Genomic DNA, 16,276 nt, shown 5'->3' with positions numbered 1-16,276 from the left:
GCGGAACGGTCCGGTAGCGAACATCGTCTTTCTTCCAATTTGATCCATCTTTTATTGCATGAGGAGGTTGCTAATGAAAATCATGATCGTCGAAGACGAGCCCTTGGTGGCACTGGAATTGGAGCGCATCGCTATCGAAGCTGGCCACGAAGTCGTGGGCTCCTTCATGACCGCGGAACAGGCCCTGGCCTACGCGTCAAAGGCAGAGGTGGCTTTCGTGGATCTCGGCTTGGCCGATGGCCATAGCGGAGCGGGGCTTGCTCGCCGATTGACGGATCGGTTCAGGATAAAAGTGATCTTTGTGACCGGCAGCCCGGAGCGGGTTGGTTATGGCCTTGAAGGCGCGGTTGGAATAATCGACAAGCCATTCACCGACAAAGCAATCATCGATGCCTTGGAAAAGGCGCGGCGCCTATAAGGTTAAGTAGGCTTGGCCTCTGAGGGGATCGGGTTGCCTGAAGGGCAGTAGAAGCTCGTCCCTCAGATTTGCGAAATAGCTCACGACAGGCTCCAGACAATTCCCCATGGTCCGATCGAGTTGTCTGTCATGCCGTGCGACGAAAAAAATGCTTGTCCCTCGATCGGACTTTTCAAAATAACAGGCGTGTTCGACAAATTGGCTGCCAAATGAAGATTTGTAGACCCGAGTTTCCAGCGCACTCGGATTGGCGAGGCGTCTGGATCGTAGGTCGCCAAGCAACTATGCGCTTGGACGAGGAGCGGCACGACCATTTGATGTCTGAGCTCTAGCAACTGCCGGTAATAGCGTCCCGTTGCCGGGTTCTCATCCATTTTATCCCAGCGCAATTTTGCGCGGAGGAAGGTGGCTTCGGCCGTCGGGTCGCATGCATCCTCCGCTTCGAAGCCGGGCAGGCGCTTCAGTTCCTCCTTGCGGCCAAGCCTTATCTTGGCGTTGAGCTCCTCATCGAAATCGCAAAAGAAGGGAAAGGGATCGGTAGCGCCCCATTCCTCACCCATGAACAGCATGGGGATCTGGGGCGAGAGAAGATAGATGGCTGCGATAGCCTTTATCGCCTCGATGGGGTGGGAGGAAATCATACGATCGCCGCGCGCCCGATTGCCGATCTGGTCATGGTTTTGGATGAAGGAGATAAAGGCCGATGGCGGCAAGCCAACGCTTGGCGATCCCCTTGGCCGCCCTCGATATTCCATGTGCTCCCCCTGAAACGCGAAGCCCTCGGCAAGCGCGCGGCTCAGGCGCGGTGTCCAATCGGCATAATCTTCGTAGTAGCCGAAGGTCTCGCCTGTGGCCGCCACGTGGAGAGCGTGGTGGATGTCATCATTCCACTGTGCCGTAAAGTGGCGCGGCTTGCCGTCGTCATCGCGCGCGAGGAGAGCCGCTTCATTATCCTCGTTTTCGACGATCAGGTGCACATGGCGTTCAGGGAAGGCGCTTCTGACGCGACCGGCAAGTTCGAGAAGGATATGCGGATCGCTATCGTCCTTCATCGCGTGAACGGCATCGAGCCGCAAACCATCCATCCGAAACTCGCTCAGCCAATAGATAGCGTTTTCTATGACGAAATCGCGGACGAAGCGGCTGCTGTCGCCATCGTAGTTCAGGCCCTTGCCCCAGACGCTTTCGTGCCGGTCGCCGAAGATCGGCGCGTAGCGGGACAGATAGTTTCCGTCCGGCCCGAAATGATTATAGACCACATCGAGAAAGACGCAGATGCCGCGCTCGTGGGCTGCATCGACGAGCATTTTGAGATGTTCGGGGCGGCCGTAGCTGCCATCCGGTGCATAGGGCAAAACACCGTCGTAACCCCACCCATACCGACCGCGAAAATCCGAAAGCGGCATGATTTGAATGGCCGTTATGCCGAGGCGCTGCAAGTGGTCGAGCTTTTCGATGGCGGCCAGAAATGTGCCAGCTTCCGTGAAGGCGCCGACATGCAGTTCGTAGATGACGATCTCCTCCCAGCGGCGTCCCTTCCATCTCTGCGTTTTCCACGTGAACGTTGGATCGATCAGCTCGCTCGGGCCGTGAACGTCTTCGGGCTGAAAGCGCGAGGCAGGATCCGGCACGGCAAACCCATCGGCCAGCACGAACGTATAGCGATCGCCGATCTGCGCGTCGTTGACTTCGACGACATGCCAGCCGTCCTGGCTCCGCCGCATGGCCCATTCTCCGCGCTGCTCGATGCGGACGAGCGCGCTCTCCGCCAAGGGCGCCCACAAGCGGAACAAGACCGCATTCTCATTGATTTGTGGTCCAAATGCGAAGCCGTGCTGCATGACACCCTATCCGTCAATAACGCTGAAATTTTCCTGCATCCAACGCATCTTGACGGGAACGGTTCCTGGGGTGGGAACAGATCTCTTTCAGTTCCGTTCTTAAGAGCCCCCGACGCAGCGAGGAAGCCATGACCGTCTTAACCTCTACCTATCGCCTGCAGTTTCGCGGAAATGTCACCTTTGACAGGGCAACGGAGCTGGTTCCCTGTCTGAAGGGTCTCGGCATTAGCCACGTCTATGCCTCGCCGATCTTTGCGGCCAAGAAGGGATCGACGCATGGCTATGATGTCACGGATGCGAACGAGATCGACCCGGTGCTTGGCGGTCGCGCTGGCTTCGATGCTTTCTGTGCGGTCTTGCAACAGGCGAAGCTGGGCCTGATCCTCGACATCGTGCCCAACCATATGGCCGCTTCCGTGGAAAACGTGTGGTGGCGTGACGTGTTGCGGCGTGGATCGGGCAGTGTCTATGCCGGCCATTTCGATATCGACTGGCAACGCAAGCTCACCTTGCCACTTCTGGGACGCCCGTTGGAGGAAAGCCTGGCCGCGGCGGACTTTCGTCTTCGCTACGAGCCTGCGGATGGTTGCATCTATCTGGCCTACTTCGACAATCTGCTTCCCCTCTCGATCGCAAGTGCCGACCGGCTGGCAGCGGACATAGGAACGGATGCGGAGCGGTTGCTCGCATTTTCGAGGGATGCGGCCGCCATGAGAAAACTTCTCGCGGAACAGCATTGGCAATTGCTCTATTGGAAAGATGCCGCCGAAAATCTCAGCTACAGGCGCTTCTTCGAGGTGGCAGGCCTGGTCGGGATGCGGGTGGAGGACCCACGGGTCTTCGACGACACGCATCGGCTGATCATCGAATTGGTTCGTTCCGGACAGGTCCAAGGATTACGCGTCGACCATATCGATGGACTGGCCGATCCGAAGGGCTATCTCGAGCATTTGCGGCAAGCCGTTGGCCCGGACACGTTCATCGTAGTCGAGAAAATCCTTGCCCGTGGTGAGAAGCTGCCGGCGGATTGGCCGGTGGCGGGAACGACCGGCTACGAATTCATCGCCGCCATGGCCGATCTCTTCGTGAACGAGGAGGGATTGCGCAAGCTGGACGAAGCCTACAGGCCCGTTAGCGAGGAAGATGCCGACTTTGCCATAGGTTTGCGCAAGGCGAAGCTGCTGATGGTCGAGCGCAATTTCGCCGGTGAGACGAGGCGTCTGACGAGGCTGGCATGCTCGATTTTTGCGGATTTCGACGAGGAGGAAATAGCGTCGGCGCTTCGCGAGCTGCTGGTCGCCTTCCCGGTTTACCGTACCTATGCCTGTCAGGGAGCTTCATCGTCCGATGATGTGACGGTCGTCGAGATTGCCTGTGGGAAGGCAAGAAGGCGATTGTCGACCGTTGATGCCCTCGATGCACTCGCCCGTCTTTTGAAAGAGGAGGTTTCTGCAGCCGAAGCTCTGGAGTTTCGAGCCAGATTCCAGCAGCTCAGCGGTCCGATCATGGCAAAGGCGGTCGAGGACACCCTGTTTTATCGGTATAACCGCCTCATCGCATTGAACGAGGTCGGAGGCGAGCCACACGCGCCACCGGGCTCGGTGGCGGCCTTTCATCAATTCATGAACGACCGGTTTCAGCGGCAACGCTGCGGCCTTTCCACGACCTCGACGCATGATACCAAGCGGGGAGAAGACACTCGCGCCCGCCTATACGGCCTTACGCAGGATCCTGATGCCTGGATTGCAGGCGTCGAGCGATGGCGCAACATGAATTCTCCTTTTCGCTCCAGCCTTGCCGATGGACCCGCGCCCGAGCCCAATATCGAATGGATGCTTTACCAGGCGCTTGCCGGCATCTGGCCTCAGGACATCGAAGGAGCCGATCGGAACGCACTGAAGGAACGGTTTTGCGCCTATGTGCTGAAGGCGATCCGAGAAGCCAAGCTCCGGACGGATTGGATGGATGAAAACCCTTCCTATGAGCATGCGGTAGAGGCCTATGCCGCCGCCTTGTTTTCGGAGGATAATCGGGAGTTCATCCGTGATTTCGACCGGACGCTGCGTCCTTTCATGGAGCTTGGTTTCCGCAACAGCCTGTCGCAGTTGCTGATCAAGCTCACGGCTCCCGGTGTTCCCGACATCTATCAGGGTAGCGAGCGTCTCGATTTCAGCCTTGTCGATCCGGACAATCGACGACCGGTCGACCATCCGTGGACTGACACGGAAGCGGCCGGTGCCCTCGCGATGGATCCCGCTTTCTTGAAACGGCATGTCATCCGCACGGTGCTGCGCTATCGCAATCAGCACCCCTTTCTTTTCCTCGAGGGCGAATATGTGCCTTTGGAAACCAGCGGCGCACGAGCGTCCAATCTCGTGGCTTTCGCTCGCGTTCACGAGCGGGAAACAGCGGTTACGATCGTGCCGCGTCTGGTCGATATGCCTTCATCGGATTTCTGGAAAGACACCGCTGTGATGATGCCGCGAGAGCTCAAGGCGCCGCTATACGATCTCTTGACGGATAAGCCTTCGTCAGCTGGCGATCTTCTGGCAGCACAGCTGTTTACCGATCATTCCCTATCCTTTCTCGTGGGGAACCGGTGACGATCCTGGCGCCGATGCATGCGTAGTCCGACCTCAAAGCCGGAACAAAGCGCTTCACAGGGTGTTTCTGCTGCGCAGCAACGATCACGAGGATTTCATGACGGAAGGCGGCAAGAGGCATGCGATCGAGCCTGGAGATTACACGCGCCTGGGAGCGAATTATGACGGAGAGGGTGTCAATTTCGCACTTTTCAGCGCCTATGCGGAAAAGGTGGAACTCTGCCTTTTCGACGAAAGCGGAAAGGAGGTCGAGCGGATCGCTCTGCCGGAATATACCCATGAAATCTGGCATGGCTATGTGCCTGGACTGAAGCCAGGTGCCTTGTATGGCTACCGCGTGCACGGCCCGTTCGATCCCGAAAAAGGGCATCGTTTCAATGCGCACAAATTGCTCGTCGACCCCTATGCCCGCGAGCTTGTGGGCAACATCGAATGGTCGCAAGCCCAGTTCGCCTATCGTCTGGACGACGAGCAAAAGGATCTTTCCTTCGACGAGACCGATAGCGCCGGACAGGTGCCCAAATGCCGTGTGGTCGACCTCAAGAATGAAACATCGGATAACAAGCCGTCGGTCGCGTGGCCTGAGACCATTTTCTATGAGGCGCACGTCAAGGGAATGACGATGCTGAATCCGGCAATTCCGGAGCCGTTGCGTGGCACCTTTGACGGTCTGGGGCACGGGGCGGTCGTCGATTACATCAAGAGCCTCGGCGTCACCTCCATCGAACTCCTTCCCATCCATTTCTTTCCCGATGACAGTCACTTGCTCGACAAGGGCTTGCACAACTATTGGGGCTACAACAGCCTTGCCTTCTTCGCGCCGGCAACTCGTTATTACGGGCCTAAGGGCCTTTCAGGCTTTCGCGACATGGTGCGTGCCTTCCACGATGCCGGTATCGAGGTCATCCTCGATGTCGTCTATAATCATACCGCGGAGGGCAATGAACTCGGTCCGACCCTTTCCTTCAAGGGTATCGACAATTTCTCCTATTACCGCACCCTGCCGGACCAGCCCCGCTACTACATCAACGACACCGGCACCGGCAACACGATCAACACGTCGCATCCGCGCGTGCTGCAAATGGTGACGGACTCGCTGCGCTATTGGGTCGAAGAAATGCATGTCGATGGCTTTCGTTTCGATCTCGGCACCATTCTTGGCCGCGAACCCCAGGGTTTCGATCAGCGCAGCGGCTTCTTCGACGCGGTCGGCCAGGATCCGGTGCTTGCCAAAGTCAAACTTGTCGGCGAGCCGTGGGACATTGGCCCCGGCGGTTATCAGGTGGGGGGATTTCCGCCGGGCTGGGCGGAGTGGAATGACAAATATCGCGATACGGTCCGGGATTACTGGAAGGGCACACCTGGCATGACAAGGGATTTTGCCGCCCGCATCTTAGGGTCGGGCGACGTTTATGATCTTCGTGGCCGCCGCCCGTGGGCCACTGTCAATTTCATCGCCGCCCACGATGGCTTCACGCTTAATGATCTCGTCTCCTATAACGAGAAGCATAATGAGGCCAATGGCGAAGACAACAATGACGGCCACAACGACAACCGCAGCTACAATTACGGCGCTGAAGGTCCGACGGATGATGAAGCCATCAATACCGTTCGAGAGCGCCAGAAACGCAATTTTCTCGCGACCCTCTTTCTGTCGCATGGTACGCCGATGCTGCTGGCGGGTGATGAGGCCGGCCGCAGCCAGATGGGCAACAACAATGGCTACTGTCAGGACAACGAACTCAGCTGGCTGCATTGGGACGATCGATATGGCAGCGCCGAGGCGCTTTATACCTTCGTCAAACGGCTGATCGCCTTGCGTCAGGCACATTCCATCCTCAGACGAGAAAATTGGCGCGATGGTCTGATTGTCACCTGGCTCAATCCGACCGGCGGAGAGCAGACGGACGAGCAATGGGACGATGAAGCAAACACGGCGATCGGCCTGCGCCTGTCGCGTGAGCAACCCTTCGAAGAGGGCTGGGATGATATTCTAGTCCTTTTCAACCCTCGTGATGGAGATGTCGACTTTACCTTGCCGGATGACAAACGCTGGGCGCTGGAACTATCGACATCCGATCCTGATGGGCAGGATCGGGGCGGGGTCGACAAGAAATTCTTGAAACTTGAAGCCCGCAGTCTCTCGCTTTTGAGGCCCGCCTGAAACAAGCGTGAGTGAAATGAAAATGCACGTCGTGGGTCTTTAAGAGCGTGGAAGCTCGGACAAGCGACGGAAATCTCGATCCCGTCCAGTCGAAGGTACCGTCGATATTAGGTTATTCCGGCGGTATGCGGCTTTAGTTATCTCACTGCCCCGGCCGCCGATGAAACGAATATTGGCACTTGGTTGTCGTTTTGTAGCTCATATGATTTCTTGTGCTATGCCGCGAACAATACGGGTTGCCCATCCCATTAGCTCTCGCGGTATGTAAAACTGCCATTCACCGGAATTTTGGTCTGGAATCCAGGCCGGTCGGCTCCGTTTTGTTTCTTGCAAACCTAAATATCTGTTGCTGTTTGGAAACTTTTCCTGGTCTCCGAACTTTGATGGGAGGCCGTGAGATAATGCATGAGTGTATGCATGGGTGTTCCTCCTGTAAGGGATCGACCCTTGTCGCACCGTTTCCAAATTCCACGAGTGCTCGGCCGAGCCGGAGGAACTAATGCCGTTAACATATCACGTTGGTATCCATGACGAGGGTTTTGCCTATCGCGTCGGTGATGTTTGGTCGGAGACGTTTCCCGATCACGGGAGTGCGCTTGCCGCCGCCAAATCTGCGGCGGCCCGCCAACAGCAGGGCGGCGAAGATACCGAAATCAGCTACCAGCTGTCCGATGGACGCTGGCGGACCGAACAGGTCAGTCGCGGGGAAGGCCCAATCACGAATGTAAGCGATGACGCGGACAATCCCATGAAGGAATTAACCGGATCATGCCGTTGCGGGCAAGTGCGTCTAACGGTGCGCGGAAAACCGCTACGTATCGGCATTTGTCATTGCACGGATTGCCGGCAGGAAAGCGGATCCGCCTTCACTTATTTCGGCCTATGGCCCGCAAGTGAATTTCACTATGAAGGCGCGACGAGCGAGTTTGCTGGACGCGAGTTTTGCCCGCGTTGCGGTTCGCGCGTGTTTGCCGTGGGCGATAGCGAGGTCGAGATCAAGCTTGGAGTCCTGAGCGCGGCACCCACGCATCTCAGACCCAGCTATGAGGTTTGGACCAAACGGCGGGAACCCTGGCTTTCATCGATCGAAGGCGCGGAGCAGCACGAGGAGGATAGACGATGAGGCGCGCATGATGGCGGGCTAGCCGCCGTCAAAAACAGGAAAAGCGGACCAAATGGTACGCGTGACTGGAATGCTTCTCCGCTTACTCGGCCTTCCCACGCAATGAAGGTCTGATCGACAAAGTTATTGGCGAAAGCCGTGAGCAGGACTGATGGAGATATCGGCCCGTCGATGCTGACATTCTTCGCATGCAATAAATAATCACGAGGGCGTTACGAGGATGACGCGCCCCCGTTCCTGATGAACCTAAAAGACCAGCAAGGATTCAAATCCTTCCAGCCGATAATCTTCTCCGCCCGGCAGGAGCTGAGCCTTAGCCTCCCCGGCCTGTCGAGGGTTGGCAAGGGAGAACGACCGAGCTCATCAAGCCTTGATTATCGAAGACTGGGGAAGGAAAGTTTCCGTTCGGGTCCTAATGGAGCTTGAACTCGCCTTCGACACGACGCCATTCGTTTGGACCGATCAGGCGCCGATGGCTGTAGCGGACGGAATGCAGCGGCCCGTCGAGATTGGTTTGCCAGAAATCGAGGAACCTATGCATTTCGGGAAAATCGGGCGCCAGGTCGTAATCCTGCCAGACGTAGGTCTGCAGGACGGATTCGAAATCGGGAATGTGATAGAGGATATGCGCGGTGGTCAGCCCATAGCCGTTTAGTTGACCTTCCAGTTCCGACGAAAATCGCATGCTTCATCTCCGTTTCGTGACAGTCGGATGGTGGCGCAAATTTTTGCGGCCATCAATGGGTTTTCAACGCAGAGTGCCATTTTCTTGTTCCATTCCAGCATGTTAGCAGCCGCCTGAGGCGAGTGCTAATTTTTTTGTCCATCCCTCTTGAAATCGAAAAATCCCAAAACCAGATCATTTCGCGCAAAAGGCTCGAACGAGGTTTTGCACCCGCCCGGACTGGTCATCCGGTCCGGTGAGGGGATCAACGTCATCTTTTTTGCTCAACGGAGGAAAACATGTCGTTCCGACCGCTTCATGATCGCATTCTTGTCCGCCGCGTCGATTCCGAGGAAAAGACCAAGGGCGGCATCATCATTCCCGACACCGCCAAGGAAAAGCCGCAGGAAGGCGAGGTTATCGCCGTGGGGCCGGGCGCGCGCAACGACGCCGGCCAGATCCAGGCCCTCGACGTCAAGGCTGGCGATCGCATCTTGTTCGGAAAATGGTCCGGCACTGAGATCAAGATCAACGGCGAAGACCTGCTCATCATGAAGGAAAGCGATGTCATGGGCATTATTGAAGCCCAGGCCGAGCGGAAACAGGCTGCCTGAGCCTCCACGCCACGAACCATCAGTCTGATAGCTGCCTATTGAGGAGTTAAAGAAATGGCTGCGAAAGAAGTCAAGTTTCACACCGATGCCCGTGAACGCATGCTGCGAGGGGTCGATGTGCTCGCCAATGCGGTGAAGGTCACGCTCGGCCCGAAGGGTCGTAACGTCGTCATCGACAAGTCCTTCGGCGCTCCGCGCATCACCAAGGACGGTGTTACCGTCGCCAAGGAAATCGAACTCGAAGACAAGTTCGAGAACATGGGCGCCCAGATGCTGCGCGAAGTCGCCTCCAAGACCAACGATCTTGCCGGCGATGGCACCACGACAGCGACGGTTCTCGCTCAAGCGATTGTCAAGGAAGGCGCCAAGGCGGTCGCGTCCGGAATGAACCCGATGGATCTGAAGCGCGGCATAGACCTCGGCGTCGACGCTGTCGTGGCGGAACTGAAGACCAACGCCCGCAAGATCTCCAATAATGCGGAGATCGCCCAGGTCGGCACCATTTCGGCTAACGGCGATGCCGAGATCGGCCGTTATCTCGCCGAAGCCATGCAGAAGGTCGGCAACGAAGGCGTCATCACGGTTGAAGAAGCCAAGACCGCCGAAACCGAACTCGAAGTCGTCGAAGGCATGCAGTTCGACCGCGGCTACCTCAGCCCCTATTTCGTCACCAATGCCGACAAGATGCGGGTGGAGTTCGAGGATCCCTATATCCTCATCCATGAAAAGAAGCTCTCGAACCTGCAATCGCTACTTCCAATCCTGGAGGCCGTCGTTCAGACCGGCAAGCCGCTCCTCATCATCGCTGAGGACGTCGAAGGCGAAGCGCTTGCGACCCTCGTCGTTAACAAGCTGCGTGGCGGCCTGAAGATCGCTGCCGTCAAGGCTCCGGGCTTCGGCGATCGCCGCAAGGCCATGCTGGAAGACATCGCCATCCTGACGGGCGGCACTGTCATCTCCGAAGACCTCGGCATCAAGCTCGAGAACGTTACCCTCGACATGCTCGGCCGGGCGAAGAAGGTGGCGATTGAGAAGGAAAACACCACGATCGTCGACGGCGCTGGCGCCAAGTCCGACATCGAAGGCCGCGTTGCCCAGATCAAGGCCCAGATCGAAGAAACCACCTCTGATTACGACCGCGAAAAGCTGCAGGAACGCCTTGCCAAGCTCGCTGGCGGCGTTGCCGTTATCCGCGTTGGCGGTTCGACCGAAGTCGAAGTGAAGGAAAAGAAGGACCGTGTCGATGACGCGCTGCATGCGACCCGAGCCGCGGTCGAGGAAGGCATCCTGCCGGGCGGCGGCGTTGCTCTGCTGAGAGCCGTCAAGGCGCTTGACAGTCTCAAGACGGAAAACGACGACCAGCGCGTCGGCGTCGATATTGTTCGCCGGGCAATCGAGGCGCCGGTTCGCCAAATAGCAGAGAATGCCGGCGCGGAAGGTTCGATCATCGTCGGCAAGCTGCGCGAGAAGACCGACTTCTCCTATGGCTGGAATGCCCAGACGAATGAATACGGCGATCTCTATGCTCAAGGCGTCATCGATCCAGCCAAGGTCGTGCGCACCGCACTTCAGGATGCAGCTTCGGTCGCGGGCTTGCTGGTGACGACGGAAGCCATGATTGCCGAAAAGCCGAAGAAGGAGGCACCTCCCGCATTGCCTGCTGGAGCTGGAATGGACTTCTAACGGTCAAGCCCGCTCCACCTTCTGGTGGAGCGGGCTCCGCAATGGAGATCACGAATGGTTCAGACGATCATCAAGAGATCAGATGCGCCGCTCGATTCGCGCGACCTGGACCTTTGTCAGCGCGTTTTTGATGAGATCCGGGCAGCGGCGGATATTCCGCGCAAATCGGAAGAGGGCGAGCGGATCGCTGCTATAGTAATAGAACTATACCGCCAGGGAGTACGAAATCCGCGGCAGTTGAAAATACTGGTGCAGGGTGCGCGCGGCACCTTTCCGGAGGTGGCGGAAGGATGAACAGCCATCTTTCTCTTTCGCGGGAAGATCTGCGGATCTGCATGGACGTTGTCAAATCGATAGCGCGTGGAAAAGGGGTCTCACGTGATCCTACTGCCGTTGCGCAGATCATGACGACGGTCGCAAGATATTATAGCAGAGCCCTGCACGAACCGTCAGCCTTGCGCGCGGCGGCACTCTCCGAGCTCGAAGGCAATTCATTTGCTGAGGGGGCGCCATGGAGGGTAACGGACCAAGCTGAAGCTTCCTAACGTGGCCAGAACTCAGCGATCAGACATCGATGGAGCCAGATATGAGAAAGGAAACCGACAGTATCACAATGAGCGACCCATCCACCGCTGCGGTCACCTCGGCGCATTTGTTGTATCCTGCCCGACATTTTGCCCATCCGCGCGATGTTCTGTCGGCGGAGCATATCACGAAGGATCACAAGCGCGCCATTCTTGCATCCTGGGCCTCGGATATATTCGCAATCGAATCGATGCCCGGCTTTCGGCGCTTTCCAGGCGCGGACCATGTCGTCTCCTATGACGACATCATCGCCGCTTTAAAGTCCTTGGATGACGGCCAAGACATGATCTCGTCGCGGCCTGCGGAGGCCGATAAACTTCGTCGCCAGAGATCGCGGCTGCGCCGTTTTACCGGCCGTTTTGTTTCTAGCAGCCTTAGAAAGGGAGGTCGCCGCCGCCAGATATCAGAAGCCTAGACATCGCCTTGTAAACGCGTGCCTTTTTAGGACGCTACCCGATTTTTGCCGTCCATTCTTTGCTCTTATGAGGAGGTTTTGCCGATGAAGATCGCCCAGATTGCGCCGCTTGCCGAAAGCGTTCCGCCGAAGCTTTATGGGGGAACCGAGCGCATCGTTTCCTATCTTACCGAAGAACTTGTCGCTCAGGGTCACGACGTCACGCTGTTTGCTAGCGGTGACTCCGTTACCGATGCAACCTTGGTGGCGTGCTCGGAGGTCGCGCTCAGGCTCAATCCGGCCGTCAAGGATCATCTTCCGCATCAAGTCGTCCTGCTGGAGGAGATCCGCCGGCGGGCGCATGAATTCGATGTCCTACATTTCCATATTGATCTCTTGCATTTCCCGCTGATCCGGGATTTTTCGGATCGTACAGTCACGACGCTACATGGACGTCTCGACCTGCCGGATCTCAAGCCTTTCTACAAGGCTTTTCCTGATATCCCGCTTGTATCGATCTCCAATGATCAGCGTCGCCCGATGCCACCGGTCAACTGGTCCGGAACTGTGTATCACGGTCTTCCGACCAATCTTCTTTCCTTCACGGCAAAGCCCAAAGGCAACTATCTTGCCTTCCTGGGACGAATCTCCCCCGAGAAACGTCCGGATCGCGCGATCCGCATCGCAACCAAGGTTGGTATGCCGCTGAAGATCGCCGCCAAGATCGACAATGCGGACAAGGCCTATTGGGACACGGTGATCGCGCCGATGGTCAAGAGCCATCCGAACGTCGAGTTCATCGGCGAAATCAACGAGCACCAGAAGGCCGATTTCCTTGGTAATGCCGGCGCGTTGCTTTTCCCGATCGACTGGCCCGAACCGTTCGGGCTGGTGATGATCGAGGCAATGGCATGCGGCACCCCGGTAGTCGCGTTCGGATGCGGTTCGGTTCCGGAAGTGATTGACAACGGTGTTTCAGGCATCGTCGTCGATAGTGTTACGGAGGCGGCCGAGAATGTCGAATGGGCGCTGCGCATGGATCGCCACAAGGTACGCGCGACTTTCGAACGGCGTTTCAGCGCGGAACGGATGGCGCGAGACTATCTCGCTATCTATCGTAACCTGCCCGGCGTTCGCACGAAGGCGGCGTCACTGCGCCGAGCCAATGGCCAGGATCTGGATCTCCAGGTCGTGGCGTAGGAGACATGGCAGCATGTCGACCGCTTCTGTGGACAGCAAGCCATCCGTCGCGTCGGCAGAGCCGGCCGCCCCGGTGGCGCAATTCTTCATACCGGCAACCGCATCCCTGCAGGAGCGGCGACCGCGCACCTTGAAGCACGGCGATACCTTCGCCGTCTTCGACCACAATGGCGATGCGCTTTCCGGGCCTGGTAGCCCGGAGGGCCTTTTCCATCGTGATACGCGTTATCTCTCGCATTTCTATCTGACGATCAACGGCAAGCGGCCAATGCTGTTGTCGTCGACGCTGCGTGAGGATAACGCGACGCTCACCTGCGATCTCACCAACCCCGATCTTTTCGACGAAAAAGGTAAGCTCACGCTCGGCCATGATCTCATTCATCTTCGCAGATCCCGCTTCTTGTGGAATGGCGGTTGCTACGAGCGGCTGGCCATCCGGAATTATGACGATCGGCGGCAGCATGTTCGTGTCGAAATCGTATTTGCGGCCGATTTCGCCGACCTGTTCGAGGTTCGCGGAACTGTGAGAGTGCGTAAAGGCCGCCATCTTACCCCCGTGGTGGAGCAGGATTCGATCTTGCTTTCTTATATCGGGCTTGATGAGCGAAAGCGGTCGACCCGCATTTGCTTTGATCCAAGGCCGGATCAAATTTGCAGCGATCAGGTTATTTATGATCTCCATCTTGAGCCGCATGAGGCGCGATCGTTTTTCGTCGAGATAGGTTGCGATCGGGTCGCTGACCGGCGACCGAGCCACCGTTCCTTTTTCCTTGCTCTAAGGGATGCGCGCCGAGCCTTGCGTTCGTCTTCCTCACGCGCGGCATCGATCGTTACGTCCAACGAGATCTTCAACGAGGTGGTTCGCCGCAGCGTCTCCGACCTCTACATGCTGATGACCGACAAGCCGGAAGGACCTTATCCCTATGCCGGCATTCCCTGGTTCAGCACCGTCTTCGGCCGCGACGCCCTGATCACCGCGCTGGAAACGCTCTGGCTCGATCCGCAGATCGCCCGCGGGGTGCTCGGCCACCTGGCGGCCAACCAGGCGGCGGAGATCGACCCTATCGCGGACGCGGAACCAGGCAAGATTTTGCACGAGGTCCGCTATGGAGAGATGGCCGAACTCGGTGAAGTGCCTTTCCGCCGCTATTATGGCAGTATCGACTCCACGCTCCTCTTCGTGCTGCTGGCTGGCGAATACCTCAAACGTACGGCAGATTTTGCCACGATCCAGTCGCTGCTCCCTGCCATCGAGGCGGCTCTTGCCTGGATCGACGAACATGGCGATCGAGACGGCGACGGTTTCGTCGAATATGGACGACGGACAGAAGAGGGCCTAATCAATCAGGCTTGGAAAGACAGCCACGATTCCATCTTTCACATCGACGGCACGCTTGCGAAGGGACCGATCGCGATTGTCGAGGTGCAGGCCTATCTCTACGGCGCCTGGCAGGGGGCCGCCGAGATCTTTCGCAGGCTCGGCAAGGCGGAACGAGCCGCGAAATTCCTGGCGAGGGCGGAGGCCTTGCGCCGGGCTTTCGACACGAGCTTTTTCGACGAGGAACTCGGCACTTATGTACTTGCTTTGGACGGAAATAAGCGCCCTTGCAGGGTTCGATCGTCCAATGCTGGATATGCCCTCTTCACCGGCATAGCCTATCCCGGAAGGGCACGCGTCGTTGCCCGAACGCTGATGGGTGCTTCGTCCTTCTGCGGCTGGGGTATCCGCACCATCGCCTCGACCGAGGCGCGTTACAATCCCATGAGCTATCACAACGGCTCGATCTGGCCGCATGACAATGCCCTGATTGCCGCCGGCCTTGCCCGCTACGGCTATCGCGCTGAAGCAGCGCGGATTTTCGAAGGCCTGTTTACGGCCTCGACCTATATCGACCTGCGCCGGCTTCCTGAACTCTTCTGCGGGCTGCCGCGCCAGCAGGCGCAGGGACCGACCTTCTATCCAGTCGCCTGTTCTCCGCAGGCATGGGCGGCTGCCGCGCCGCTCTTCCTGCTGCAATCGTGCCTAGGCCTTGATTTTGATCCGAACGCGCAGCACGTCAGCTTCAACGAGCCGCAGCTGCCCCCTTTCCTCGATGAGGTGTCGCTGCGACGCCTGCAGATCGGCAATGGGTCGGCCGACGTCACCATCCGCCGATCCGATCGCCAGGTCGTGGTCGACGTCATTGATCGTCGAGGCGATATCAGGGTGCTGACAACGGCATAGGCGGGCGGCGAAGAAGGCAGTGTCGTCGCCTTGCCTATTCTCTCTATCGGAGCCAGTACGTCAACCAGGGCGATAACTCTGCCGCTCGGCATCTGCCGCATTACCCGAATCTGGTCACGCGAAAATCAATTTTTTTGTCGGGGAGTTGCGCTACTCTTGAAACTGTAAGCCACGGAATTATATTAATATTGTTCGATTGCCCAATGGGAATCGAACGAAGTCCAGGAGACGTCATGCTCTTGGCGTCTCCTTGTATCCATGTTGCTTATAAGGAGGATATGGCTATGAGGACAAACCTCGATTTCTCACCCCTGTTCCGGTCGAGCATCGGCTTCGATCGAATGTTGAATGCGCTCGAAGCGGCAAGTCGCGTCGACACGATCGACAACTGGCCCCCGTACGACATCGTCAAGTCCGGCGAGGATAGCTATCGCATCGCCATGGCAGTGGCGGGCTTCTCGCAGGACGAATTGACGATTACCCAGGAGCAGAACATGCTCGTCGTCTCGGGCCAGAAGGCAAATGCTGAAGATGTGCAGTATCTGCATCGCGGCATCGCCGGCCGCTCGTTCCAGCGCCGGTTCGAGCTTGCCGATCACGTCAAGGTGGTAGGTGCCGGTCTCGTCAATGGTCTGCTGACGATCGATCTCAAGCGCGAAATTCCCGAAGAAATGAAGCCGCGCCAGATCGCGATTACGACAGACATGGCTCTATCAAAGCCTGAGACGAAGCAAATAGAGGCCGAAAAGCAGGCGGCTTAAGC

At 57.6% G+C, this 16,276-nt stretch carries 13 protein-coding genes; 11 read left to right on the top strand and 2 right to left on the bottom strand.

The genetic code is table 11. The annotated features are described in order from the left end of the window. Nucleotides 1-73 precede the first annotated feature (73 nt). A complete protein-coding gene (locus FBZ99_RS26205; RefSeq protein WP_113353009.1) occupies nt 74-418 on the top strand; it encodes a response regulator in 345 nt (114 codons plus the stop codon). An 80-nt stretch (nt 419-498) separates the two neighbouring features. Here the strand turns inward: FBZ99_RS26205 and treZ are convergent, their stop codons facing one another. Next, entirely contained in the window at nt 499-2,259 is a 1,761-nt protein-coding gene (gene treZ, locus FBZ99_RS26200) for a malto-oligosyltrehalose trehalohydrolase (RefSeq protein WP_145635687.1), read from the bottom strand. A gap of 128 nt (nt 2,260-2,387) precedes the next feature. On the opposite strand from treZ, the gene treY reads away from it, so the two are divergent. From treY to FBZ99_RS26185, 3 genes are all read left to right on the top strand, one after another. Beyond that, nucleotides 2,388-4,862 carry a malto-oligosyltrehalose synthase gene (treY, locus tag FBZ99_RS26195; RefSeq protein WP_145635685.1) on the top strand — a complete coding sequence of 825 codons (2,475 nt, stop codon included), beginning with the start codon at nt 2,388-2,390 and terminating at the stop codon, nt 4,860-4,862. 97 nt (nt 4,863-4,959) lie between these two features. Then, nucleotides 4,960-7,026 carry a glycogen debranching protein GlgX gene (gene glgX, locus FBZ99_RS26190; RefSeq protein WP_145635683.1) on the top strand — a complete coding sequence of 689 codons (2,067 nt, stop codon included), beginning with the start codon at nt 4,960-4,962 and terminating at the stop codon, nt 7,024-7,026. Nucleotides 7,027-7,774: 748 nt separating this feature from the next. Next, nucleotides 7,775-8,149: a GFA family protein gene (locus FBZ99_RS26185; RefSeq protein WP_113396563.1), complete on the top strand. Its 375-nt coding sequence runs from the start codon at nt 7,775-7,777 to the stop codon at nt 8,147-8,149. A 412-nt stretch (nt 8,150-8,561) separates the two neighbouring features. Here FBZ99_RS26185 and FBZ99_RS26180 read toward each other — a convergent pair whose 3' ends face one another. Continuing rightward, the gene (locus FBZ99_RS26180; RefSeq protein WP_069614226.1) at nt 8,562-8,834 is read right to left on the bottom strand and encodes an usg protein; all 273 of its coding nucleotides are present in this window, start codon (nt 8,832-8,834) and stop codon (nt 8,562-8,564) included. A gap of 278 nt (nt 8,835-9,112) precedes the next feature. Between FBZ99_RS26180 and groES the strand changes: the two genes are divergently transcribed. From groES to FBZ99_RS26140, 7 genes are all read left to right on the top strand, one after another. Further along, nucleotides 9,113-9,427, top strand: a complete 315-nt coding sequence (groES, locus tag FBZ99_RS26175) for a co-chaperone GroES (RefSeq protein ID WP_113353012.1) — start codon at nt 9,113-9,115, stop codon at nt 9,425-9,427. A gap of 54 nt (nt 9,428-9,481) precedes the next feature. Then, entirely contained in the window at nt 9,482-11,110 is a 1,629-nt protein-coding gene (gene groL, locus FBZ99_RS26170; RefSeq protein ID WP_145635681.1) for a chaperonin GroEL, read from the top strand. Between the two features lie 54 nt (nt 11,111-11,164). Next, nucleotides 11,165-11,404 (top strand): hypothetical protein, encoded by a 240-nt coding sequence (locus tag FBZ99_RS26165; RefSeq protein WP_069614229.1) that lies wholly within the window; start codon nt 11,165-11,167, stop codon nt 11,402-11,404. A gap of 292 nt (nt 11,405-11,696) precedes the next feature. After that, nucleotides 11,697-12,110 (top strand): hypothetical protein, encoded by a 414-nt coding sequence (locus tag FBZ99_RS26155; RefSeq protein WP_113388588.1) that lies wholly within the window; start codon nt 11,697-11,699, stop codon nt 12,108-12,110. 84 nt (nt 12,111-12,194) lie between these two features. Further along, complete coding sequence (locus FBZ99_RS26150) at nt 12,195-13,289, top strand: glycosyltransferase family 4 protein (RefSeq protein ID WP_113353016.1); 1,095 nt, start codon at nt 12,195-12,197, stop codon at nt 13,287-13,289. A 13-nt stretch (nt 13,290-13,302) separates the two neighbouring features. Continuing rightward, nucleotides 13,303-15,513: an amylo-alpha-1,6-glucosidase gene (locus tag FBZ99_RS26145; protein ID WP_145635679.1), complete on the top strand. Its 2,211-nt coding sequence runs from the start codon at nt 13,303-13,305 to the stop codon at nt 15,511-15,513. 284 nt (nt 15,514-15,797) lie between these two features. Continuing rightward, nucleotides 15,798-16,274 carry an Hsp20 family protein gene (locus FBZ99_RS26140; RefSeq protein WP_113353018.1) on the top strand — a complete coding sequence of 159 codons (477 nt, stop codon included), beginning with the start codon at nt 15,798-15,800 and terminating at the stop codon, nt 16,272-16,274. Nucleotides 16,275-16,276 lie beyond the last annotated feature (2 nt).

Origin of the sequence: Rhizobium sp. ERR 1071 (assembly GCF_007828675.1) — a bacterium.
Lineage (GTDB): Bacteria > Pseudomonadota > Alphaproteobacteria > Rhizobiales > Rhizobiaceae > Rhizobium > Rhizobium dioscoreae.
This window is presented reverse-complemented; position numbering and strand designations above follow the sequence as displayed.